The organism is Methylomonas stagni, assembly GCF_050154735.1.
Lineage (GTDB): Bacteria > Pseudomonadota > Gammaproteobacteria > Methylococcales > Methylomonadaceae > Methylomonas > Methylomonas koyamae_A.
The window spans coordinates 3,667,519-3,691,188 of sequence record NZ_CP189557.1 but is presented as its reverse complement, the minus strand read 5'-3'; the positions used below and the strand labels follow the sequence as shown (position 1 = coordinate 3,691,188).

General features: G+C 50.1%; 19 protein-coding genes and 2 pseudogenes. 15 read left to right on the top strand and 6 right to left on the bottom strand.

The window, feature by feature from the left end:
- Positions 1–412 precede the first annotated feature (412 nt).
- Both ACP4CD_RS16935 and gmk read right to left on the bottom strand, forming a co-directional pair.
- Entirely contained in the window at positions 413–865 is a 453-nt protein-coding gene (locus ACP4CD_RS16935; protein ID WP_426991747.1) for a hypothetical protein, read from the bottom strand.
- 15 nt (positions 866–880) lie between these two features.
- Positions 881–1,495: a guanylate kinase gene (gene gmk / locus ACP4CD_RS16930; protein WP_064031438.1), complete on the bottom strand. Its 615-nt coding sequence runs from the start codon at positions 1,493–1,495 to the stop codon at positions 881–883.
- 119 nt (positions 1,496–1,614) lie between these two features.
- Here gmk and dnaA point away from each other — a divergent pair.
- The 4 genes and pseudogenes from dnaA to gyrB all read left to right on the top strand — a co-directional run bounded on the left by dnaA (position 1,615) and on the right by gyrB (position 8,554).
- Positions 1,615–2,929: pseudogene (gene dnaA, locus ACP4CD_RS16925) on the top strand (chromosomal replication initiator protein DnaA).
- A gap of 918 nt (positions 2,930–3,847) precedes the next feature.
- On the top strand, positions 3,848–4,951 hold the full coding sequence (gene dnaN, locus ACP4CD_RS16920; protein WP_313730906.1) for a DNA polymerase III subunit beta: 1,104 nt from the start codon (positions 3,848–3,850) through the stop codon (positions 4,949–4,951).
- A gap of 8 nt (positions 4,952–4,959) precedes the next feature.
- Positions 4,960–6,033: a DNA replication/repair protein RecF gene (gene recF, locus ACP4CD_RS16915; RefSeq protein WP_426991744.1), complete on the top strand. Its 1,074-nt coding sequence runs from the start codon at positions 4,960–4,962 to the stop codon at positions 6,031–6,033.
- A 115-nt stretch (positions 6,034–6,148) separates the two neighbouring features.
- The gene (gene gyrB / locus ACP4CD_RS16910) at positions 6,149–8,554 is read left to right on the top strand and encodes a DNA topoisomerase (ATP-hydrolyzing) subunit B (protein ID WP_168033531.1); all 2,406 of its coding nucleotides are present in this window, start codon (positions 6,149–6,151) and stop codon (positions 8,552–8,554) included.
- A 121-nt stretch (positions 8,555–8,675) separates the two neighbouring features.
- On the opposite strand, the gene ACP4CD_RS16905 is transcribed toward gyrB, so the two are convergent.
- Positions 8,676–9,566 (bottom strand): LysR family transcriptional regulator, encoded by an 891-nt coding sequence (locus tag ACP4CD_RS16905; RefSeq protein ID WP_426991741.1) that lies wholly within the window; start codon positions 9,564–9,566, stop codon positions 8,676–8,678.
- Between the two features lie 165 nt (positions 9,567–9,731).
- Here ACP4CD_RS16905 and ACP4CD_RS16900 point away from each other — a divergent pair, with 165 nt between their 5' ends.
- The 10 genes from ACP4CD_RS16900 (at position 9,732) to ACP4CD_RS16855 (ending at position 21,533) form a co-directional block, all read left to right on the top strand.
- Positions 9,732–10,451, top strand: coding sequence for a pirin family protein (locus tag ACP4CD_RS16900; protein WP_426991739.1), 720 nt, complete (start codon positions 9,732–9,734; stop codon positions 10,449–10,451).
- 6 nt (positions 10,452–10,457) lie between these two features.
- The gene (locus tag ACP4CD_RS16895; protein WP_426991737.1) at positions 10,458–11,036 is read left to right on the top strand and encodes an antibiotic biosynthesis monooxygenase; all 579 of its coding nucleotides are present in this window, start codon (positions 10,458–10,460) and stop codon (positions 11,034–11,036) included.
- Between the two features lie 111 nt (positions 11,037–11,147).
- Positions 11,148–11,972, top strand: coding sequence for a helix-turn-helix transcriptional regulator (locus ACP4CD_RS16890; RefSeq protein ID WP_426991735.1), 825 nt, complete (start codon positions 11,148–11,150; stop codon positions 11,970–11,972).
- Between the two features lie 250 nt (positions 11,973–12,222).
- A complete protein-coding gene (locus ACP4CD_RS16885) occupies positions 12,223–12,888 on the top strand; it encodes a hydrolase (protein WP_020485644.1) in 666 nt (221 codons plus the stop codon).
- Positions 12,889–12,945: 57 nt separating this feature from the next.
- Positions 12,946–14,823 carry an amidohydrolase gene (locus tag ACP4CD_RS16880; protein WP_426991733.1) on the top strand — a complete coding sequence of 626 codons (1,878 nt, stop codon included), beginning with the start codon at positions 12,946–12,948 and terminating at the stop codon, positions 14,821–14,823.
- Positions 14,824–14,867: 44 nt separating this feature from the next.
- Positions 14,868–15,926, top strand: a complete 1,059-nt coding sequence (locus ACP4CD_RS16875; protein ID WP_426991731.1) for an alginate export family protein — start codon at positions 14,868–14,870, stop codon at positions 15,924–15,926.
- Positions 15,926–16,225, top strand: a complete 300-nt coding sequence (locus ACP4CD_RS16870) for an alginate export family protein (RefSeq protein ID WP_426991730.1) — start codon at positions 15,926–15,928, stop codon at positions 16,223–16,225. The genes ACP4CD_RS16875 and ACP4CD_RS16870 overlap by 1 nt, the downstream gene beginning before the upstream one ends.
- 93 nt (positions 16,226–16,318) lie before the next feature.
- Positions 16,319–17,740, top strand: a complete 1,422-nt coding sequence (locus tag ACP4CD_RS16865; RefSeq protein WP_426991728.1) for a mechanosensitive ion channel domain-containing protein — start codon at positions 16,319–16,321, stop codon at positions 17,738–17,740.
- 946 nt (positions 17,741–18,686) lie between these two features.
- A complete protein-coding gene (locus ACP4CD_RS16860; protein ID WP_313729428.1) occupies positions 18,687–20,702 on the top strand; it encodes an AIPR family protein in 2,016 nt (671 codons plus the stop codon).
- Positions 20,703–20,921: 219 nt separating this feature from the next.
- Positions 20,922–21,533, top strand: coding sequence for a hypothetical protein (locus ACP4CD_RS16855; RefSeq protein ID WP_426991725.1), 612 nt, complete (start codon positions 20,922–20,924; stop codon positions 21,531–21,533).
- A gap of 306 nt (positions 21,534–21,839) precedes the next feature.
- Here the strand turns inward: ACP4CD_RS16855 and ACP4CD_RS16850 are convergent.
- Positions 21,840–21,941 (bottom strand): annotated as a pseudogene (locus ACP4CD_RS16850) (transposase domain-containing protein); the annotation flags it as partial.
- A 1-nt stretch (position 21,942) separates the two neighbouring features.
- Between ACP4CD_RS16850 and ACP4CD_RS16845 the strand changes: the two are divergent.
- Positions 21,943–22,269: a hypothetical protein gene (locus ACP4CD_RS16845; RefSeq protein ID WP_313729426.1), complete on the top strand. Its 327-nt coding sequence runs from the start codon at positions 21,943–21,945 to the stop codon at positions 22,267–22,269.
- Positions 22,270–22,449: 180 nt separating this feature from the next.
- On the opposite strand, the gene ACP4CD_RS16840 is transcribed toward ACP4CD_RS16845, so the two are convergent.
- Together ACP4CD_RS16840 and ACP4CD_RS16835 are read right to left on the bottom strand one after the other, a co-directional pair.
- Positions 22,450–22,755: a BrnA antitoxin family protein gene (locus ACP4CD_RS16840; protein WP_313729425.1), complete on the bottom strand. Its 306-nt coding sequence runs from the start codon at positions 22,753–22,755 to the stop codon at positions 22,450–22,452.
- Entirely contained in the window at positions 22,739–23,008 is a 270-nt protein-coding gene (locus ACP4CD_RS16835) for a BrnT family toxin (RefSeq protein WP_313729424.1), read from the bottom strand. Before ACP4CD_RS16835 ends, ACP4CD_RS16840 begins: the two co-directional genes overlap by 17 nt.
- Positions 23,009–23,670 lie beyond the last annotated feature (662 nt).

Genomic DNA, 23,670 nt, shown 5'->3' with positions numbered 1-23,670 from the left:
AGACTTGTCGAAACACCAGCCGCCCTCACTATAAAAGTCACCGGACGCCGCCACCCAATCCGGTGTCGGAATGCTGTCAATCGCGGCTAAAGCCGCTCCCACAGGTCTTATGTTTCGGCGGCGAATGCTGGTTTATTGTTGACCAGCATCAGCCTAAACCGGTTTGGGTATACTAAGGTTTGCCGTAACTATTCAGCGCGAAGTAAAAACGCCTTCTCCCGACGGAGCAGGGGAATGAACACCTCAACGTCAGCTACGCCGCTCGCTGAGCGGAGTCGAAGCGAAATCGCTGGCTTCGGCTCCGCTCAGCCAACGCCTTATTTCTACTCCGCTTAGTCAACTGCTTACATCGACTGTAACCGTTCAACTTAACGCCAATGGTAACCAACTTACCCAAGCGCCCTCTGAACAGTTACGGTTTGCCGAACAAATGCGGACCTTTGGGTAAGGGTTTGTTTTGCAGGCAAAAATAGGCCGCCGCATCGAACTTGATTTGCAGCGAGTGGGTATCTTCGTGTTCTTTCAAATACTTTTCGGCTTCGGTATCTGCCAAGTCTTCGGACATGTGGCGAGCGATGCAACCGCAGCTTTCTTCCAGGCGCGGTTTATCCACATCCGGGTTGTTCGAGTTGTGCAGTTCGCGTTCAGTACACTTTTGCGCGAATTCCTTTTCGAATCGAAACTTGGCGGTGTCGGTGGCTTCGCCGTGCTCTACGTGTTTTTTCTCCGGCGCCTTGGCCTTGGCGGCGGATTTTTCCGAACCGGCCGGCTGCGACTTATCGTCCGAACAAGCGGTGATCGTCAAGGCCGCCACGGATAGCAGAACCGCGCCGATAAGTTTTGATTTGGGATGGATGGTCTTCATGTGGCTTATCTATAGTTAGTTGAGTAAGTTTTCCAGCAAACCGGCAATTTGTTGCTGTTGTCGCCGCTGAGCGACCCGGTTGGCGATCACGATGCTTTTTAATTGGTTTAGCGCGGTTTCGAAGTCGTCGTTGACCACCAGATAATCGAATTCCGGATAGTGGCTGATTTCGGTGACGGCGTCTTGCATCCGGCGGGCGATGGTTTCCTCGGTATCCTGACCGCGCCCGCGCAAGCGCTGTTTTAAAATCTCGATCGACGGCGGCAAGACAAAGATAGACTCGCTGTCCGGCAGCATATTCCTAACTTGTTGAGCGCCTTGCCAATCGATTTCCAAAATCACATCGGTACCGTCCGCCAACGCCAATTCGACGGTCCGTTGGGCCGTGCCATAGAAATTGTCGAATACCTGAGCGTGTTCAAGAAAGGCTTGCCGTTCTATCATGGCTTTGAATTCGTCCAGCGACACGAAAAAATAATCGACGCCGTTTTGTTCGCCGACCCGCATCGGTCGCGTCGTATGCGAAATCGATACGGTCAGACCGTCCAGTTCGGCGGTCAAACGTTTGACCAAACTGGTTTTCCCTGCGCCGGAAGGCGCGGAAACGATGTAAAGTTTGCCGGTAGTCATTGTAAAAAGCTGGAAATCGATGCGGCCGCCATTCTTTTCTGATAACGACCAAGAGTCAAGCCCTATCCCGCCGCTGTGCTATCATTTGCCGTCTTTTTTAGACGTCTTAGACACCCCCAATGAGTGTGATTTGGAACAACTGCCTGGCCAAGCTGGAACATGAAATTCCCGGCGCCGACCTGAATACGTGGATCCGGCCACTGCAAGCGGTGGAAACCGACAGCCAGTTAAAACTGCTCGCGCCCAATCGCTTCATCATTGATCATATCAAGCAACATTTTCTGACCCGCATCGAAGACGCGGTCAACGAATTTTCCAACGCCACGCTAGCGGTGCATTTCGAAATCGGCAGCAAGAAAGCGTCGGCGATCAAAACGCAAACGCTGAACAAAAGTCCGGTTCAGAAAAAACCAGCCCAACTTTTTAAATAAGGCGTTCACCTTCGAAAGCTTCGTCGAGGGTAAATCCAACCAATTGGCGCGCGCCGCGTCGGTCACGGTTTCCGACAACATCGGCAAGGTATACAACCCGCTCTTTGTTTACGGCAGTTCCGGCTTGGGCAAAACCCATTTGATGCACGCTATCGGCAATGCAGTGCTGCAGAAAAAACCGGACGCCAACATCGTCTATCTGCATTCGGAAAAATTCGTGCAGGATATGGTCAAGGCCTTGCAACAAAACCAGATCAATCATTTCAAGGATTACTATCGCAACATCGATGTTTTGTTGATGGACGATATTCAATTTCTGGCCGGCAAGGAACGTTCGCAGGAAGAGTTTTTCCACACCTTTAATAATCTGCTCGACCAAAAACATCAGGTGGTACTAACTTGCGATAAGTACCCAAAAGAAATCGAGGGCCTGGAAGACCGTTTGAAGTCCCGCTTCAGTTGGGGTTTGCCGGTGGCGATAGAACCGCCCGACCTGGAAACCCGCACCGCTATTTTAATCAAGAAAGCCCAACAGGTTGGCGTGGACCTTAGCCACGACGTGGCCTTTTTCATCGCCAAGCGCATTCCGTCCAACGTGCGGGATTTGGAAGGCGCGCTACGGCGGGTGGTCGCGAATTCGCAATTCACCGGCCGCGACATCACCGTCGAATTTACCAAGGAAGCCTTGCACGATTTGATCAGCTTGCAGGACAAACTGGTCAGCATCGACAATATCCAAAAAACCGTCGCCGAATACTTCAAAATCCGGGTCGCCGACTTATCGTCGAAAAACCGCAAGCAGTCGATTACCCGCCCTAGACAAATCGCCATGACTTTAGCCAGGGAACTGACTTCGCACAGCTACCCGGAAATCGGCGATGCTTTCGGCGGCCGCGACCACACCACCGTTATCAATGCTTGCAAACGAGTCGCCGAACTCAAGGACGAAGACGTCAAAATGGCGGAAGACTACAAAAACCTGCTGCGCACGCTGTCGCACTAAGCATTGCAGCGGGCGGTATCGCTCGCTGCCGCCAACTCCGGGCGCTTTCCGCCCAAAGCCACCACGCCGGCTCAAACACTAAACCTCGAAGTTCAGGCATCGACCGCTCTTCCTGTTTCTCGGTCGTATCCCCATTCGCGCGGAAAGACCGGTCATTCCGACATCAATCTTTCGAATTACCCGCTTGACCGAAACGCGAACGATGTTTGTCGCAAACTTCTTATTTCTCCAATCCCTAAAAATTAGTCCTTCCCGCTCGAACAGCCGCCAATCAAACGGGTATCTTCGGCCTAATCCATTGCCTACACCGTCGATTCGCGCGTCGAGAAACCGTCATTTCTGCTGTTGACTATCCTGTCTTTATCCCCCCGAGTAGATTGTGGTTCAGCTGTGCATAACTTCAAGACTCGAAGTTGTCCACAGTTGCCGCACAGGCGTTACCTACCCGAAAAGACAAGATTCGCCAGACACTAAGACTATGAAAGCACTTCTAAAATTGGGCTTACCCACAACCAAAGGGCTTGCTAATAGCAGTAATAAACTATATTTCTTTTACATTGTTATTGATTAATTCGACGCGAGACGGTCGAAACGAAAAGTCGGTAAACAGACAGACAAAGCCAGTGGAACTCGTTTTTCGAGATTTGCGCGGGTGACGAAAACCGTCAAGCACGCACTAGCTTTTTCCACGATAATACGCCGACCAATTGTGGAAAACCCTGTCATTAGGACCTGGCGCTCTTGGCACGAAACTTGTGGATAAAGTTGCCATCTCTCGTTGTCCACAAATCGTCAACAGGCTATGGATCGAGATTGCCGCCTTGTTACGTACAAGACAATCGTTTGTTTTATATTGTGTAAATCGGGTTTTCCACAGCTTTGCGACTTGTTAATAGTAAAAATAAAAAATAGATATCTATGAAATTTGTTATTAGCCGAGATCTGATTCTGCCATCGTTGCAGCAAATCGTCAGTGTTATAGAAAAGCGCCAGACCATGCCTATTCTTTCCAACGTGCTGTTGTGGGCGGATGAAAGTTCTCTGGTGATGACCGGTACCGATACCGAAATCCAAATCGTCAGCAAGGTCTATTGTGAATCGATAGAAAACCCTGGCGTCATCACGGTACCGGCTCGCAAGTTTTTAGATATCTGCCGGTTATTGCCTGGCGGTGCGGAGCTCAAGTTCGAGTTACACGAAGACAAGGTAAAACTATCCTCGGGCCGTAGCCGATTTTCGTTGAGCACCTTGCCGGCGGAGCATTATCCGGAGTTCAACGAATCGGAATACGAATACCGGTTTGCGTTGAATGCCGGCAAATTTAAGAAGGGCCTGGATAAAACCCTGTTTTGCATGGCCAACCAGGATGTCAGGTATTACCTGAACGGTTTATTGCTTCACGTCAGTAATTCGAAGATGAAACTGGTGGCGTCCGACGGCCATCGCTTGGCGATTTTCGAGGACGACATCGGTTTCGCCACCGGCTACGAATCGCGCATCATCATTCCCCGCAAAGCGGTTCAGGAGCTAAACCGTTTGCTGGACGATCCCGAAGCGGAATTGGATGTACAGTTCTCGGCCAACCATATCAAGGTCCAATTCAAAGATGTGGTATTCTCCTCAAAGCTGATAGATGCCAAGTTTCCCGACTTCAGTAAAGTCTTCAACCAATCTTTCATGACGCCGTTGCTGATTCAAAAGCAGGTGTTGCGCGACGCCCTGACTCGGGTGGCGATCTTGTCCAACGAAAAATACAAAGGCGTGACCTTCGATATCGGCGGCGACGTTCTTAAACTGAGCACGCATAACCCGGAACACGACGAAGCGGAAGAAGAACTGATCATCGATTATCACGGTCAGACGCTGAGTATTTCCTTCAACTCGCAATACATGCTGGATGCGGTTTCGAATCTTGATTCCGAATTGGCGGTGCTGACGATAGCGGGCAATGCCAGCAGTTGTTTTATCGAAGAACCCGAACAACCCTTATTTAAATTCATTGTCATGCCGATGCGCCTGTAAGCGGGACAATGACCTTGATCGCACTGGATGTTTTTTCGGTTAGAAACATCCGTGAAGCCAGCCTTACTCCTTCGCCGGCAATCAACCTGATTACCGGCGCCAATGCCAGCGGCAAAAGTTCGTTGCTGGAAGCCATTTTCATTCTTGGGCGCGCCCGGTCCTTTCGCACCACGCATATTAAGCAAGCCATTGCCTTCGACCAAACCCACCTGGTGGTGTCCGCGCAAAACCGCCAGCAAGGCCAATCGCTAAGTCGGATTGGGATTCAAATCGACGCCAAGCAATGCGAAATTCGCATCGACGGCGAGAATCGGCAAAAGTCGGATTTGGCCTATGCACTGCCGGTACAGTTGATCGATCCGAAGAGTTACCGCCTGCTTGACGCCGGTCCGCAAGTTCGCCGCGAGTTTCTGGATTGGGGGATTTTCAATCAGCACAAACAGTTTCTGGGTCATTGGCGGAAATACGCCAAGGCACTGCAGCAACGTAACAGTCTGTTGAAGTCTCGCCAACTCAGACAAATTCCGGCGTGGGACCGAGAGTTGGCCGAGCACGGCAAGGTCATCAACCAATTTCGACAAGCCTATGTTGACGAACTGTTGCCGGTGTTTAACGAAACCGCACGGCAATTTTTAACGGACGTTCAAGCGGATGTTCGTTTTCATCCGGGATGGCCTGATGAAAACGAATTGGAACATTACCTGAAACAGGATTTGGATAGAGATCTGCGTTACGGATTTACCCATAGCGGGCCGCATCGCGCAGACTTCATCTGTTATTGCGACAAACGCCCAGCCAAGGACTTCCTATCCAGAGGACAGCAAAAGCTCTATGTACTGGCTTTACTGATGGCGCAAGTAACGTTGTTGAACCGGATTAGCCCGAATGCCTGCTGCATTTTGATCGACGACTTAGCGGCGGAATTGGATACAGAAAACAAGGCAAAATTGTTAAAATATCTGGCTGAACTGAACTGCCAAGTCTTTATCACCAGTACCGATTTTTCTGACTTCGGCGATTTGGCGCCTCTCAAAACTTATAAAAGGTTTCACGTGGAACACGGAAGAATTCAAACGCCGTGATCGCAACGCGAACAAGACAACACAATAACTATAACTCTCACCAGCAGAAGCAACGATGCAGGAATAGATCCCCTCTGGCGTCAATGCGGCAAAACCCTACATTACGGAACACACCATGAGTGAACAATACGACAGTTCGAACATCACAGTACTGAAAGGCCTGGATGCGGTCAGAAAACGTCCCGGCATGTACATAGGCGATACCGACGACGGTTCCGGCTTGCATCACATGGTGTTCGAAGTAGTCGACAATTCCATTGACGAAGCCTTGGCCGGCTACTGTAAAGGTGTCGATGTGGTGATACACGAAAACGGTTCGGTATCGGTCTACGACGACGGTCGCGGTATCCCGGTCGATATTCACAAGGAAGAAGGCCGTTCCGCCGCCGAAGTCATCATGACCGTCTTGCACGCCGGCGGTAAGTTCGACGACAACGCCTACAAGGTGTCAGGCGGCTTGCACGGCGTCGGGGTTTCGGTCGTGAATGCGTTATCCGAAGAGCTGACATTGAAGGTGCGCAAGAACGGTAAATTGCACATGCAAAAATATGTGCTCGGCGAACCGGTCGCGCCGCTGGCCATCGTTGGCGATGCCGAAGGCAGCGGCACCTACATCAACTTCAAGCCCAGCCCGACCATCTTCACCAACATCGAATTCCACTACGACATACTTGCCAAACGGCTGCGCGAATTATCCTTCCTCAACTCCGGCGTCAGAATCTCGCTACGCGATGAACGTAGCGGCAAGGAAGACGTGTTCGAATTCGAAGGCGGCATCAGCGCCTTTGTTCAACACCTGAATAAAAATAAAACCCCGCTGTTCGAAAAAGTGTTTCACTTCCAGGCCGAGAAAGAAGGCGTCACTGTTGAAGTCGCGATGCAATGGAACGATTCCTATCAGGAAAACGTGTTCTGCTACACCAACAATATTCCGCAACGCGATGGCGGTACCCACTTGGCCGGCTTCCGGGCCGCGCTGACTCGCACCATCAACCAATACATCGAAAGCAACGGTCTGGCTAAAAAGGAAAAGGTCGCCACCACCGGCGACGATGCTCGCGAAGGTTTGACCGCCGTATTGTCGGTGAAAGTCCCCGATCCCAAGTTCTCGTCGCAAACCAAGGACAAACTGGTGTCCTCGGAAGTCAAACCGCTGGTCGAATCGACGATGAACGAGAAACTCCAGGAATTTCTGCTGGAGCAGCCTCAAGTTGCTAAAGCCATCGCCGGCAAGATTATCGACGCCGCCCGCGCCCGCGAAGCGGCCCGCAAGGCCCGCGAAATGACTCGCCGCAAAACCACGCTGGATATCGCCGGCCTGCCCGGTAAATTGGCCGACTGTCAGGAAAAAGACCCGGCCTTGTCCGAACTGTTCATCGTGGAAGGGGACTCGGCCGGCGGTTCCGCCAAACAAGGCCGCGACCGCCGCACCCAGGCCATCCTGCCGCTGAAAGGTAAAATTCTGAACGTGGAACGCGCCCGCTTCGACAGAATGATTTCATCGGAAGAAGTCGGCACCTTGATTACCGCGCTGGGCTGCGGCATCGGCAAGGACGAATACAACGTCGATAAACTGCGCTACCACCGCATCATCATCATGACCGACGCCGACGTCGACGGCTCGCACATCCGCACCCTGCTGCTGACCTTCTTCTATCGGCAATTGCCGGAGCTGGTCGAACGCGGCCATATCTACATCGCCCAACCGCCGCTTTACAAAGTCAAAAAAGGCAAACAAGAACATTACGTCAAGGACGACAGCGCCTTGAACCAATACCTGATCCAATTGGCGCTGGACAAGGCCCAACTGCAAACCGACGCCGATACGCCGATCATCCAGGGCCAGGGCCTGGAAAAGCTGGCAACCGAATTCGCCGAGGTCATGGCGGTCATAAATCGCCTGTCCAGACGCTACGACGATCTATACCTGGAACAAATGACCTATTTACAGCCCCTGGACGCCACCGCCAAGGCCGACGAAGCGAAACTGAGCGCCTGGTTTGCCGATTTGGAGCAGAAGCTCAACAGCGGCGACCACAAGGCCGTATTCAGTACCGAGGTTAAATATCACGGTGCCGACGACTTCGACATCACCGTCAACAAGCGCCTGCACGGCATCACCAAAAGCTTCGTGCTGCACTCAACCTTCTTTACCGGCATGGACTATCAAAAAATCGCCCGCTACGCCGAGCAAACCCTGAGCCTGTTCGGTCCGGATTCAGTAATGCGGATGGGCGAGCGCGAACAAAGCGTCGCCAACTTCAAGGAAGCCTTCGAATGGATGATGAAGGAAGTCAAAAAAGGCCAACACATCCAGCGCTACAAAGGTCTAGGCGAAATGAACCCCGAGCAACTCTGGGAAACCACGCTGGACAGCAACAGCCGCCGCCTGCTGCAAGTCACCATCAACGACGTCATCGCCGCCGACGAAATCTTCACCACGCTAATGGGCGACGTCGTTGAACCGCGGCGGGATTTCATCGTCAAGAACGCGCTGGATGTGGCGAATTTGGATGTTTAGAGATGTATCGGAATTACCCAAATGGGTGGTGCTGGGCATTAGTATTTCCAAATGAGATCGAAACTACTCGGATAACCGGTAAAGCAGACGCTAAGCTTGGGCGACGGTATGCGCCAATATTTCAAACGTCGCTTAACAGTGGCCGGCTTAATGTTTGGTACCACCAATTGGCCGCTTCACCTTTATTTGCAGTGCGCATTGCCAGCCACACCGGTTCCGACGGACGCGCTTCCTCAACCTGCAATTCCATCAGCGATCCGGTTTCCAGATCTTGGGTAACTAATCGTCGCGGTAAAAAGCCAAAGCCCAAACCGGCCCGTTGAAATTGGATTTTGGTGTCGATATTCGGCACCGTAATGCGTTTTTGCCCGGACAATAAACCTACTGTTTTTGCCGGCAGCGACCGGGCGCTGTCGGCGACGGCGATAACCGTATGCATATGCAGGATGTCGGTTTTAATTGGCTGATTCGCCGCAGCCAACGGGTGGACGGGCGCGACGCAAAACGCAAAATCCACTGTATCGATCTGCCTGACTTGATAGCCGCTCCAATTCGGACAATCGCCGACGGCAACGACGATATCCGCCCGTTCCTCACGTAATGCCTCCCATACGCCGCTCATCACTTCCGCGGTGAAGCGAATGCGGGTTCCGCATTCCAGGGTATTAAACTCATGTAGATCGTTAATAAACACCCTGCTGGGTATCAGCGAATCAAACACCACGGTCAGTTCGGCTTCATATCCAGAAGCGATTTTATACAGCCGAGATTCGAGGTCGCCAAAGGCGTGCAATAACAAACGCCCTTCGTTTAACAAGGCATTTCCGGCCGGAGTCAGCGAAAGCTTGGGGCCATTGCGTTCGAATAACTTCAGATTCAATTGTTCCTCCAATTTGCCGACGGCATAGGAAATGGTGGAGGGTACGCGATGCAGCAGTTCCGCCGCGCCCGACATCGATCCGGTGCGGTCGATCGCATCGATAATTTGAATAGCTTCCAGCGATAACTTCATTAGATCTCCAAAACCACTTTCGAAAAAATCGAATATTAAAAGCAAAATAACTCGTTTTAAATACTAAAAACTCAGGAGTATTCTAATTTCACTCGCTGAAAACCCCAAGATTTCAGACAAAAGCTGAGTGAATGTTAATTCGAAATTTTTGAAAGGAGCTTGATCATGTTGGAAATTCGTCCCGCCCACCGCCGAGGTAGCGCTCAGTTCGACTGGCTATTCTCAAGACACACTTTTTCCTTCGGCAATTACTACGATCCGCAGCAAAGCGGATTTTCCGATTTGTTGGTGATCAATGAAGATATCGTGCAGCCGGGTAAAGGCTTTGGCACGCATCCGCATCGGGACATGGAAATCTTTACCTATGTCATCGACGGTGCGTTGGCACACAAAGACTCGATGAACAACGGCTCGGTGATCGAAGCCGGCGACGTTCAGTTAATGACTGCCGGAACCGGCGTGACTCATAGCGAGTTCAATCATTCGCAGAGCGAGTTAGTGCATTTTCTGCAAATTTGGCTAGTGCCGAATAGCAAAGGCGTCGAGCCGCGCTATCAGCAAAGTCATTTTAGCCCCGCGCAAAAACAAGGCCGTCTGGCGCTGATTATTTCGCCGGACGGTGCGGAAGGATCATTGTCGGTTTACCAGGACGTGCGGGTTTACGCCGGCTGTTTCGATGTCGGCGAACAGGCGCAGTTAATGCTCGCGGATAACCGTTATGCTTACGTGCATCTGGTAAGCGGCACCTTGACCGTGAACGGCACTGTGCTGCACGCAGGCGATGGCGCCCGCATCCGCGGCGAGCGCCTAATCGACATACAACAGGGTCACAATGCCGAAATGTTGGTGTTTGATTTACGCCCGCATGAGAAACCCAGCCGGTAGTGTGCCATGAACGAAATCAGCCAAACGTCGCCCAACAACGAACAAGTTTTTTTCGCCATCCGCCATCGGCTGAAAAAAGGTAAGCGCAACCTTCAGCAATACGAGCGTTGGTTAAGCAAAATCATGCCGATTGCGGCAAGCTTTCCGGGGCATTTGGGCGTACAAGTTGTCCGGCCGCCGGACGGCCACAACGAGTATCTGATCGTGGTGCGCTTTGCCGGAATCCAGGCCTTGGAATTCTGGCAGCGGTCTCCGGAACGCCAGCAGTTGCTTCAGGAAATTGCCGGGATTCTGGACAGCGAAGAAGCGATCGACATCAAAACCGGCATCGATTACTGGTTTACCCCGCCGGTGGTGGGTAAGCATCCGCGGCGTTGGAAGCAATGGCTGGTGACGACGTCGGTGATCTGGCCGCTGACGATGTATGTGCCGCCAGCGATGGAACCCGTGTTTGTAAAGTATCCGCAGCTGGGGGAGTTCGGCATTCGCCAGGGTGTATTGGCTTTGGTTATCGTCGGTTTGGTGGTGTATTTAATTATGCCGCTCTATGTCCGGCTAATCGCGAAATGGTTTTTTAAAAGTTAGCGTCCGGATTATGTCTTGGGCGTAAGTCAACGGCAGCGGACTGTGGCAATCGTTACCGCAGTCGCGGCAAAGCCTATTTAAATTACCTTTATTAACGGGACAGATTGAACTATGGGACAAACTACTACCAGCAAAATATTGAACTGGCAGATTGAAGGATGTCACTTTTCTCGCTTCGATATATCGCCCGAGCAGTCGATTTCATTGGAAAAAATCTTTCACGATGAAATTGCCATTATCGGTTTTTCCGGTGCGGTTTGGAAAAGCCGGCAAAATGGTCAGAACTATCTTGAAACGCCAAATTGTCTAGTGATGCGCGATGCGGGGCAAATATTCTCCCTGAAATCGGCTTTTATAAACAAGGACGGTGCAATTTGTCGCGAAATCAAAATCAGCCCTCGGCAACTGATCGATTATTGCGAAAAGCATGAGTTAAGCAAGTTTGTATTGGATTTTAAAAATCCGATCATTGATAACCTGTATTTACGGAATTACTTTGCCGATACGCATAGAGTTTTAGAAGCCAGCCAATGTGCCCTGGAACAATCGACTTGTCTGGCTCTATTCGTAAATCGGTTTTTGCAGCAAGTGACAGGCAATCATTACGCTTGCCCGCAACTATTAAAGCCTTCGAAAGTGAAAATATCCATTGAATATTTGCGGACTTTTTATAATCGAAACATTTCTCTGAACGAGCTTTCGGAAGTCACTAAATCGAATCCGTTTGTGCTATTAAGGAATTTTAAAAAATGCTTGGGAATTACGCCCCACGAATATTTGCAAGCGTATCGAATTATTCAAGCCAAAAAGTTTATTTCTACCGGAATTGCATTAACCGACGTTGCGATATTGTGCGGTTTTGCCGATCAAAGTCATCTAAATCGCGTGTTTAAAAGAAAGGTCGGGGTAACGCCTGGCCAATTTCGAAACGTCTAATTGTTATTGTTTACCTGCCGAATTATTGTCGTTTTTACGGTAAAAATAGCATAGGCTTTGTAGCACTTTTCCTACCGGCTCCTCCATGTTTCGCTTTGCCTTTTGTTTACAGGAGAGATATTAAACCATTTTATTTATACGTTAATTTTTAAGAAAAAAGTCAATATTGTTCAATACCCAAGCCACAGAGCTTGGTCAAATACAAGTCCGTGAATTCTGACTTAATCAATTTAGTTTAAAGGAGCAATCAATGAGCGCAGCCACCGAAAAACTTATTACCCCCGATAATTGTGCGTTTATTTTTATCGACCATCAACCGCAAATGGCTTTTGGCGTGACCAATATCGACCGCCAATTACTCAAGAACAACGCTGTCGCGATGGCCAAAACGGCCAAGTTGTTCAATATTCCTACCGTTCTCACCGCCGTCGAAACCGAATCATTCAGCGGCTATATTTGGCCCGAGTTGATGGATGTGTTGCAGCAGGACCCGATCGAACGTTCCAGCATGAATAGCTGGGAAGACGAGGCCTTCGTCGCCGCCGTTAAAAAGACCGGACGGAAAAAATTGGTGATGGCCGCGTTATGGACGGAAGCTTGTCTGATCTTCCCAACCATCTGCGCGCTGGCGGAAGGCTTCGAAGTCATCATGAATACCGATGCCTCGGGCGGTACTTCGCTAGAAGCGCACAACGCCGCCATCAGGCGCGCCGAACAACATGGGGCGGAGTCAATCACCTCGCTGCAGGTACTCTTGGAACTGCAACGCGATTGGAGTCGTAAAGAAACCTATGTCGGCACAACGGATATTGCCCGCGAACATTTTGGCGCGTACGGCATGGGTATCGACTATGCGGCCAGCCTGGTGCACGACTATGGGCAACGTGCCAAATATCCGCACAAAGTTAATCAATAAGCGGCGGCGGATTGAATGCGTTTTCCTGATAAATTCAGTTGATGAGGTGCGTGGCATATGAATCCTTCTAGCCCGGAGACCATTTTATTTAATGGCAAAATCACGACATTGGATCCTGCTCAGCCGGAGGTCAGCGCGATCGCCATCGCCGCCGACAAAGTGCTTGCGTTAGGCTCGGATGCACAGATCCAGGTGATGGCGACCGCCGATACCGTCGCCATTGATTTGCGCGGTAAACGGGTCGTGCCGGGCTTGAACGACTCGCACCTGCATTTAATTCGCGGCGGCTTGAATTACAACATGGAACTGCGCTGGGAAGGTGTCGGTAGCATCGCCGATGCCTTGGCGATGCTGCAACTGCAAGCGGCCAGAACGCCGGCCCCGCAATGGGTGCGGGTGGTTGGCGGCTGGAGCGAGTTTCAATTTAAAGAAAGGCGGATGCCGACCCTGGCGGAAATCAACGCGGTTTCGCCGGATACGCCGGTGTTTATCCTGCATCTATACGATCGGGCGTTATTGAACGGCGCCGCGCTGCGTGCCGCCGGCATCGGTAAAGACACGCCCGATCCGCCGGGCGGCAAAATTCAGCGCGACGCCAACGGCAATCCAACCGGGATGTTGATTGCCGAACCCAATGCGATGATTTTGTATTCGACCTTGGCCAAGGGTCCGAAATTGCCGCTAGACGATCAGATCAACTCCACCCGGCATTTCATGCGCGAGTTGAATCGTTTGGGCGTGACCAGTTGCATCGATGCCGGTGGCGGTTTTCAAAATTACCCGGAAGACTATCAGGTGATTGAAAAACTGCATGCAGACGGACAGATGACCGTGCGCATCGCCTACAATTTGTTTACCCAAAATAAGGGCGGGGAATTGGCGGATTTTCAGAAATGGGCCGGCGTTGTCAAACCCTACAGCGGCGACAGTTACTTTCGCCAGAATGGCGCGGGCGAGATGCTGGTGTTTTCCGCCGCCGATTTCGAGGATTTTCTGCAACCCCGCCCGGACATGGCGGCCTGCATGGAAAAAGAGCTGGGCGACGTGGTTCGATTTTTGGTGGAGAATCGCTGGCCGTTCCGGCTGCATGCTACTTACGACGAAACCATAGACCGGGCGCTGGACGTGTTCGAGGCGATTGATCGCGACACCCGTTTCAACGATTTGCGCTGGTTTTTCGACCATGCGGAAACTGTCAGCGAAAAAAATCTGGCGCGGATCAAGCAGTTGGGTGGCGGCATTGCGGTACAGCACCGCATGGCCTTTCAAGGCGAATATTTTGTAGACCGCTATGGTAAAAAGGCAGCCGAGCATACGCCGCCGCTGCGAAAAATGTTGGAAATGGGCATCCCGGTGGGTGGCGGCACCGATGCCACCCGGGTTGCCAGTTTTAATCCCTGGGTCTCTTTGTATTGGCTGGTGACAGGCAGAACGGTCGGCGGGTTGCCGCTCTACGGCGAGAGCAATTGCCTGGAACGCGAAGAGGCCTTGCGTCTGTGGACCGCCGGCAGCGCATATAAATCGAACGAAGAGACCGTAAAAGGCGCTTTGTCGCCAGGCATGTATGCCGACCTGATAGTGACATCTCACGATTTCATGACCGTCGCCGACGAGGCCATAAAGGCCATTAGCTCGCTGCTGACCATGGTGGGCGGCAGGATTGTTTACGCGGCGGATGATTTCAGCCGTTTCGATACGCCATTGCCGCCAGCCAGTCCCGATTGGTCACCAGTGCGCTATTTTGGCGGCCATCAAACACCGCAAACGCATTATGCGTTACCGCCCGCTTCATGCGCAGCGCACACCTGTGCGATTCACGGTCATCGCCCAGGCCACGATGGCAAGCTGTCGCGCTGGTTGGGGCTGGATAATGCTGGAAAACAAGCACAGTTTGACAATCCGTGGGCACTGGGCTGCGGCTGTTTTGCCTACTGATAGCGGCTAGCCTTCATGCGATAACGTGAAAGAGGTCATTGCCAATGAAACCCGGACTCATGCCATTGGCCTTATTGCTGGTTAGCACCGCAGGGATCGCGCAAGAGACCGAGCCGGGTTTTAACAGCAACCGCTGGCAGGAAAATTACCAATACCTTGCCAAGCACACTCGGCGGAGCAGCTATGAATCGCTCAAATACCTGCCGCTGACCGCCGACCGCGAGGACGTGTATTTATCTTTGGGCGGAAATTTTCGGGAACGTTTCAATAGCTACGACAATGATTTGTTCGGACTGAAAACACACGCCAACGGCCAGCAATTTTTGCATCGCTTTTTGCTGCACGCCGATCTGCATGTCACCGAACACTTGAGGGCCTTTGTGCAATTGGGCAGCTATCTGTCTAATAACCTAGGTCTGCAGCAAGGGCCTTTGGATAACGATAGCGCTGATTTGCAGCAGGGTTTTATCGACTTGCATTTTCAAGCCTTGACCGCTCGAGTGGGGAGGCAAGAGTTTGCGCTGGGTTCGTCCCGTTTGATCAGCGTACGTGAAGGCCAAAATGCGCGGCGAGCTTTCGATGGCGTGCGACTCTCGCTAAAAAACGACTATCTGGACCTGGATGCGTTCGGTTTTGAAGAAGTGGCGATAACACCGGCGAGTTTCGACGATCGGGGAAATACCCAAGAAAAACTCTGGGGGCTGAACAGCAAATGGTCGTTCAAGCCGACCGATGCCGAAATCTATTACATTGGCCTGCAACGTAAAGAAGCCCATTATCAAAACACCATCGCCGACGAATCCCGCCATTCGTTCGGCAGCCGCGTCTTCGGCAAGCGGTTCGGTTGGGATTGGAATTTTGAAGGCATTTACCAAATCGGCAGCTTCGGACCTTTGACTATCAATGCCTGGACTGCGGCATCCAACACCGGCTATACCTTTGCCACCCCAAGCTGGCGACCGCGCTTGGGTTTAAGCGCCAATATTGCCAGTGGCGACAGGAATGCCAAAGACCGGCAGCTGAATACCTTTAATCCCTTATACCCCAATCTGTCATATTTTGAGGAAGCGGCGATACTGGCGCCGCAGAATTTTTTAATGTGATGCCGAATCTCTCCTTGCAGCCGCTGCCGGGCATCCGGCTGTCCGTTGATTGGAACTTTTACTGGCGATTATCAAAAAACGATGCGGTATATACGCGAGGACTCAACCCATTGGAGCAGACGCTAGGGACTAACGGTCGATTTGTCACCCAAGCTCTTTCCACCAATATAGAGTGGGAAATCGATAAGCATTTTTCGCTTGGCCTGAGTTACAGCCATTTTTTTGCGGAACAGGTGATTACCGAAGCGGGAGGACGGGATACCGACTACGTCCGTACCCAATTCAACGCGGTATTCTAAAAACGGGTTCCGTTGCAGTTGGTTGATGCAATTGCCGGCGAGTTTGCCCCATAATCGGGGAAATTTTTCCGGTTTTTACGACTAAGTTAATTTATGGCTATGGGTTCATCCGCCTTGCTGTCCCAACCTTTCCTATTCTTTGAAACGCCAATATTTACGCTGGGTACGCAATCGGTCAATGTCATTTGGTTGGCTAAATTCACGCTGTGTCTAGGGTTGATGCTGTTGGTCGTCCGCTGGATACGCCATATCCTGAATACGCGCTTGTTGGTCGGCCTGGTTGTCAACGAAGGCGATCGCAAACTGATCGCCAATCTCGCCGGCTTTACGCTGTTGGCGGTTGGTATCGTAGTTCTCATGCAAGTCATGGGCATCAACTTCGAGACACTGGCGCTCATTTTCGGCGGCCTGGGAGTCGCGGTCGGTTTTGGCTTGCAAGACATCACCAAGAACATTGCCAGCGGCATTACCTTGATGAGCGAACGCAAACTAAAAGTGGGCGATCTTATTTATTTTGCCGGTGGCGAAGGACGCATCCGGGATATTTTTCTGCGCTCGACCGTGATTACATCGTTCCAAGGTTCGGAACTGATCATTCCCAATGTTCAGCTCACCAACAATATCGTGGAAAAATGGGGGTATCAAGCCAAGCGTGGGCGGGTTGAAATTCCACTTGTGGTCGAACAGCACAGCAATCTGGTATTGGTAACCGAGTTGTTATTGAAAGCCGCCGGCCAGGAACCCAACGTATTAAGCGATCCGGCACCCAAAGCCTTGCTTCAGGGGTTTGGCGATATCGGGTTGAATTTCGAACTGTGGGTTTGGACCGATCATATCGATCAACGTAGCCTGATCAGAAGTGCGTTAAACTTTCGGATTGAATACTTATTTCGACTGCATGCCATTAAAATTCCCTATCATCCGACGAATAACCGGAACCTTTACCCGGTCACCGATGCGGCCACCAACCTGATCAACGGTTCGCCGGAAGCGGCAAGCATGCCGTCCATACACAATGCCCTCATTGAGCTGCCTTATTTTCAGTATTTCGATGAACTGGAAATACGCGAACTGATAGAACAGGGCTCGCCGCGTTATTTCAATCCTGGCGACATTTTGGTTAAACAGGACGAATACTTTCCATTTTTCTGCGTCATGCTCAAAGGCGAGGTCGATGCGATATTCGAGAACGAGAAAGTCAGTCAGCGCTTGTTTAGCCTGCAACATCGCGATTTTTTCGGCGAACTGCCCTTGCTTTTGAAGATTCCCTATCCGACATCGATGCGCGCCGTCGGCGAAGTTGTTTTGTTTACAATACCTGAGGATTGCTTTGCGGACCTGTTAAGCCGTTATCCGCAAATCAAGGCCGCCGTAAGCGAAGAAATGCTGAAGCGGCAGGAATACATTCAACTCTGTCAATCGTCGTTGAAAAAAATGGGTTTGCTCCCTGAAGAATTCGACAATAATCCGGTCACATGGCTAAAAAGCCGGCTCATGAAGCTGTGGGGGAATTGATCTCTTTCATTTTTTACAGACAAGCCGTAATCTCGGTTGTTGCTGAGGCTCGGATCATGCAATATGCCTAACCCCCGGGCCGGATAGAATAGGTTTAAGAGGATGAGCGCGCCTGGGATCTTCTGGAGGTTGGCTGACCAGAATCTGAAAGAGAGAAACTCCAATGAGTGGCAAGGCTTGATCTCGATTGAATGTCACTATAAGTACAACTTTAGTGTGTTCAAAATCCGTTTTGCTAGTCCTGTAAGCTATTGAATTCAATGGGGGTAAATTCCCGCCATCACAAATTATGAGATCTGACATGCCGATTGAAAATCATGAAACCGTCGGAAGCGCTCAAATCCAAACGCATGGCGATACGCCAGATCGTTGGCCGGTTTCGAGCTGTCGAGTGACACAAAAAGTGAAAACTGTGCCAAATGAGTGAAAAACTAATGACACAAAAAATGAAAAAATCCGACAGTACTTGCTCATTTATTTCAAACTGAGCACTCGCGAGGCAGGTGCCCTTTCTTGGGATGGTACCTGCTCTCCTAAATTGATTTTGATTGTCAGGATTTTTGGTTTGATAGGGAAAAATCTAAGGGAATGGAAAAAATGCACATAGTGTGTCGGTCAATTCTGGCAAAAGCAGTCTACAGCAGCCATATTGATTCAATTGTGCACTGAATGCCACTGCATATTCCCGGCCTATACCAGCGCAATATTCCACCCCAAACCATCCCCAATTCCAATATGTTTGCGACAGTACAGAGCGAGGATTTTTGATAACTCGAACTGTCGCTATCGACCCGTTGCGGCCTGTCTTCCGAAGTGATTCAATGGCAGCAACTTGACCGTCACCAGTCATAAATGCAGAAAAATAAATTCTCGCTCAGCTGTGCATTTTTAGATTGGATATGCAGTTAACGAATTCATTGGTAACTTATTCATCAAAATCCGCAGCATGGCAAAGAACGACCGACTTCTATTAGATGGAATTATTGACGATCGTGTTGTAAGCAAACAACCATCGGAAAAGCGTGATGAGGCGTTTGAGTACCTCGCATTGGAGCAAATCCTAAAAGAATTCGATCTCTCGACTGATGAGATTCTTTACGGATCAATTGACGGAAGGGGGGACGGTGGAATCGATGGTTTTTTCATCCTAGTAAATGGTCATCTGCTACAGGATGTCGAATCTTTTGTATGGCCCCGCTCCAACTCAGAGCTTAAGCTAGTTCTGATTAGCTGCAAGCATCACGATACCTTTAAGCAAGCAACATTAGACTCACTTATTGCAACTCTTACAGAGTTGCTAGATTTTTCAATTGATGACGTAGAGCTAAAAGGAGGGTATTCCGAAGACCTGCTGCGTATGCGTGGAAACCTGAAGTTCGCATATAGAAAGCTCTCGCCACGACTCGCAAACTTTACAGTTAATGTGTACTACGCATCGCGTGGGGACACTGGTGAAATTGGTGACGAGGTTGCAGCCCGCGGACGACAAATAGCATTGCTTGCAGAAGATAGCTTTCGATCCTGTACATCCAATTTCACCTTCGTCGGCGCTACTGAGCTTGTAGAACTCCATCGAAAATTTCCAAACTACTCGTTGGAGTTACCATTCGTCGAGGCACTGTCAAAAGGCGAACGTTATGTGGTTCTTGCACGACTTTCCGACTACTATAAATTCATTTCCGATGGAGGAAAGCTCCGGCGCTACCTATTTGAGTCCAATGTCAGAGACTTCATGGGTCTCAATCGCGTGAATGAAGACATAAAGGTAACGCTCGATAACAAGAATTCGCCTGATTTCTGGTGGCTAAACAATGGTGTGACTGTTCTGGCTACTTCTGCTGCGATTACAGGCAAATCAATCCAAGTAAGTGATATTCAAATCGTTAATGGCCTTCAAACAACGGAGTCAATTTTTAGACACTTTGAGCAAGAACCGGGGAGTCTTGATGATCGTTGTGTCCTGGTAAAGGTGATTGTCACAAAAGACGAAGCCATACGTGACGCCATTATTCGCGCAACAAACAACCAAACAGACGTCGAGTTGGCTTCGCTCCACGCTACTGACAAAATTCAACGAGATATTGAGGATGTCTTTTTGCGGCATGGACTGTTCTACGAGCGAAGGAAAAACTTTTACGCAAACCAAGGGCACCCTCCTGCCGAGTTGGTGACTCCACTATATGCAGCCGCCGGCTATGTCGCTCTCATGCTCAAGAAACCACACATTGCGGCTTCACTCAGATCCAAGTTCATGAGATCAACGGAAACTTACGAGGCTGTCTTTGATGAGGCAGTACAGCTCGATGTCTGGCCTAGGATTGTTCAGCTCCTGAAGAAAGTCGATATCGAGTTGGAGATTCTGCGACCACAAGGGAAAGCAACAGACAGGTTCCTTAAAGGTTGGCGCTATGTGACGGCATTTTTGGTTTTGGCACAACACTTTCGCAAGTTTACGTATTCGGCCACAGAGCTTGCCACCTTAGATGTCTCCCAAATTACGCCCCAAGCAATCGAGCAGGTTTGGCATCAACTGAATGCCCAAGAATCCGCGAGCGCTCGAATGGGAGGCTGGACATCGCGTAAGAATGTGCTTGCAGCATGTGAAAAGGCGGCAAGCACGTTTGGTATAACGGGCGGGAAGGCGCTCTCGAACACCCAACCTGTAATTTACCAGCCGTCGTGCCGAACTCCGTTACGCCCCGTTATTACTAGCGAATTTGTTGAAAGGGTACGAGCTTTGCTACCACCTCAACCCTGGAAGCCGGGAATAAATAAAAAGGTATGTGCAGAATTGGGGTGTGAAACCTCGGCCTACTTTGCCGCTGTCGAGATGTTGATCGAAGATGGTGTATTTCTTAGGCAACGAGATGGTGTTCTTTACGATCCCGAAGGCAATGTAGTTGCTTTCGATACAGAACGAGTGGATCCGGATACCCTTGAACTACTAACGAACAAAACCTAATACTGCGCTCAGCCTGAACGTTACCGCATGCTGTTTCAATGCACCGAGGGCGTTGGTCGGGCCATATTTGGCCATTATTTCTGATCACCGAATGATATACCGTGTAGGAAGTTCTATACCAACCAATCAGTTATCGCTCAAATGAGATTTTGCTTGGTAATTTACTGAAACACTTCTTTATTGGTTAGCTGTCAAACCCATGATCGTACCTTGAGGTCTATGTCTCTTATAAAAATTGTCTTCGCTATTGCGGCCTTTGTGCTCGCCTCTTTCTCGGTGTGTGCTGAAGAAGCCAAGGCTTGTCCTTCACGCCCCCAAGCACGGAAGAATGTAACAGCCTCTTCAGCGAAACCAAACGTCCATGAAGTGACCGTTTTTTGCGGTTCGGCAACAGTGACTCAATATGTCGGTGACCCCATGGTCGAAAAGTCTGCGACGGATGGGCATTCCGAACCAACGTCTCTTGAAAAGTTACTCGAAGCGATAGCAAAAATTCTTTCCAGCATTGCTTGGCCCATCGCCGCAGTCTTTATTGCCCATTATTTCAAGAAAGAACTGGCAATTCTCCTGGCTCGTCTTAAGCGTCTCAAAGCTGGCGCAGCGGAAGCAGAGTTTGCTGATCAGTTGAGAGAAACTGAAGAGGAAGTTGAGATTGAGCGAACACCCGATGCTCAAGCGGTAACGCCTGCTGCTATCGAGGTGCCGCTGCCAATCCAAGAGGAACAATCTTATCTGCTTGGCTTGAGGTTGAAGCCGCAATCCAATGGCTCCATGAAGTTAAAGGGCTCGCTCGGCCAGCGGTTCGACCAATCAGAGGGGTTTTACCATTGATGCGAGAAATTCAAAGGGCAGAAATCCTTGACTTCAATTACGTTGCTCTTTTTCACGATCTCCGATCCCTTCGAAACAACGCAGTACATGACCCAGATTTCAATCCTCCGGCCGAGTCAGTGGTCCATTACGTTCAGCTTGCACGAGAGTTAACGTCAGCGTTGAAGAAAGCCGCTATGGAGGTTTAATGCATTCACCCTCCGGATGCTTAGTGATGAAGTTGCGCAGGGCCGGTTACCTCACCGTTATGCGTAAGCGCTTTATGAACCCCGTCATTGATTTTCCGAACAGAGCGTTACGGGTTTGTTAGGTTATTGAATTGTTGAAATGCCAAGGCAGCAATGCCTCGAAGTCTTCGACGGTTTTGGCCTGGGGTAACTGGCGGAACAACGCCACCAGATAGGTGTAGGTGTTAGCGGAAAATGTTAAAGATGCATACCCTAATGTATGTATCCAAATCTGGCATCCTGAAAAAGACCTATATCAATATCTCTATTTCCAGACGGCTCATTTCGATTCCGGTGCGACCGAAGCGCCAATCCATTTGCCACCAACGGCAGCAGAATATAGAAAACAGATGAATATGATTCGGGAATCTGATTTTGGAAAAATTCTCTTTGACTCACCGGCAGCCAAGGAACAACTTATTGGGCTAGATCTCATTGCTTATCGTCATTTTCAAACACCGATTCCACCTTCAGTTTGGTATTCGCTTCTAAACAATGTTGCTATTTAAGTTACAAAGTACTTTATATGAGTCCCTTTCAAGGTCAAATGGCTTCTAGGGAGCACAGAAACGGGGTCAAGTATTGCATAAAGCATTTACAGGTAAATACGTAAAGGCAGCTATCTATTCAAGAGCTGTCATACGTAATAGTAACGTAACGACTTGAAGGCGTTGTGACCATGATGAAAATCAGCCCGTTCTATTTTCCGGGTGTTCTTTCAACCACGTTTTCAGGGCGTCATTGATGCGGGTTTGCCAGCCGCTTCCGGTTGCCTTGAAAGCCTCGACAATATCGGCATCCAGACGAATGGCGGTAAATACTTTGGGATTAGCCTTGCGCGGCCTGCCGCCTTTGGGTTTTAGCATTTCAGCTGCGATTTCCTCACCAAAAAGTTCCGGTAGCACCTCTGATGACGGGCGAGCGCGGGCAAAGTCTTGTTCTGTCCATTCCGGGTTATCCTCGTCGAGCGAAGCGGGGTTAATTCGATTGGCCATAGCGTTTTTCCTCTCGTTTATTCGCTTTTCTAAAACTGATGATATGCAGGGCATCGTCACGGGTTGTAAACACCACGGCAAAAAGACGGTCTTCAATCCTGCCGAATGCTCTGAAGCGCCGTTCACCATAATCCTGGCGGGTGTCTTCCATGATCAAGGCATGTTGCCAAGCGAAGTTTTCGACCATAGTGAAAGGCAAACCGCGTTCCTGGATATTTCGGGCGTTCTTGGCGGGATCAAAAGTCAATCTCATCAGGTTATTGTATAGACAAAATCATGATAAGCCCATCATGACTCATCCCACTTTCATGAATTTACGATGCTGACCTTAGAAAGGCTAACAACAAGATGCCATCGATACTCTGGGCAAGTTTTTTCTCTGGCTCGTGACAGACAAAATGCCATGGAGGTATACGCCGAAGCGTTGCAAGTCCAAGGTCTACTCGCTCTGAACGTATTAGACGACAGGCATGATGCGTCACACATTAGAGTGGTATTGAAACTGGGATTAGGACGGCCAGTTTTAGCCAAGACGGATAGGATCGGTGTACTTTCCCATCTCCCATCATTTGGCTCAAAATTGGTTCTATCTGGCAAGCTTGAGCGCAAACAACGGCGCCAAGTGCCATATATAAAAATAAGCGATTGTAATAAAAGGTGTTTTCTTGTGGCTCACGATTGATTTATGAGCCAAGCTTACCAGTCAAAATCGGCGAGACCCCCAGAAATTGCGGCATAAAATCGGCTTGAACGCACTCCCATGAGCCCCGACCGCATATAAACCCAAGCCGAAAGCGTATAAAAAACGCTAGAAGTTGCCTTCCGGCCTTTGGAAGGTGCCTTCGGCTGGCTTGAGCGTGCCTTCCGGTGTTTCGGATGCGCCTTCCTGGGTTGCGAAGGTGCCTTCCGGACATT

Coding starts and splice junctions, on each gene's coding strand:
- ACP4CD_RS16855 (WP_426991725.1), top strand. CDS start 20,922: ATGTCTCTTATAAAAATTGTCTTCGCTATTGCGGCCTTTGTGCTCGCC.
- ACP4CD_RS16865 (WP_426991728.1), top strand. CDS start 16,319: ATGGCTATGGGTTCATCCGCCTTGCTGTCCCAACCTTTCCTATTCTTT.
- dnaN (WP_313730906.1), top strand. CDS start 3,848: ATGAAATTTGTTATTAGCCGAGATCTGATTCTGCCATCGTTGCAGCAA.
- ACP4CD_RS16875 (WP_426991731.1), top strand. CDS start 14,868: ATGAAACCCGGACTCATGCCATTGGCCTTATTGCTGGTTAGCACCGCA.
- ACP4CD_RS16935 (WP_426991747.1), bottom strand. CDS start 865: ATGAAGACCATCCATCCCAAATCAAAACTTATCGGCGCGGTTCTGCTA.
- gmk (WP_064031438.1), bottom strand. CDS start 1,495: ATGACTACCGGCAAACTTTACATCGTTTCCGCGCCTTCCGGCGCAGGG.
- ACP4CD_RS16880 (WP_426991733.1), top strand. CDS start 12,946: ATGAATCCTTCTAGCCCGGAGACCATTTTATTTAATGGCAAAATCACG.
- ACP4CD_RS16860 (WP_313729428.1), top strand. CDS start 18,687: ATGGCAAAGAACGACCGACTTCTATTAGATGGAATTATTGACGATCGT.
- ACP4CD_RS16895 (WP_426991737.1), top strand. CDS start 10,458: ATGAACGAAATCAGCCAAACGTCGCCCAACAACGAACAAGTTTTTTTC.
- ACP4CD_RS16870 (WP_426991730.1), top strand. CDS start 15,926: ATGCCGAATCTCTCCTTGCAGCCGCTGCCGGGCATCCGGCTGTCCGTT.
- ACP4CD_RS16835 (WP_313729424.1), bottom strand. CDS start 23,008: ATGAGATTGACTTTTGATCCCGCCAAGAACGCCCGAAATATCCAGGAA.
- recF (WP_426991744.1), top strand. CDS start 4,960: ATGACCTTGATCGCACTGGATGTTTTTTCGGTTAGAAACATCCGTGAA.
- gyrB (WP_168033531.1), top strand. CDS start 6,149: ATGAGTGAACAATACGACAGTTCGAACATCACAGTACTGAAAGGCCTG.
- ACP4CD_RS16885 (WP_020485644.1), top strand. CDS start 12,223: ATGAGCGCAGCCACCGAAAAACTTATTACCCCCGATAATTGTGCGTTT.
- ACP4CD_RS16900 (WP_426991739.1), top strand. CDS start 9,732: ATGTTGGAAATTCGTCCCGCCCACCGCCGAGGTAGCGCTCAGTTCGAC.
- ACP4CD_RS16905 (WP_426991741.1), bottom strand. CDS start 9,566: ATGAAGTTATCGCTGGAAGCTATTCAAATTATCGATGCGATCGACCGC.
- ACP4CD_RS16840 (WP_313729425.1), bottom strand. CDS start 22,755: ATGGCCAATCGAATTAACCCCGCTTCGCTCGACGAGGATAACCCGGAA.
- ACP4CD_RS16890 (WP_426991735.1), top strand. CDS start 11,148: ATGGGACAAACTACTACCAGCAAAATATTGAACTGGCAGATTGAAGGA.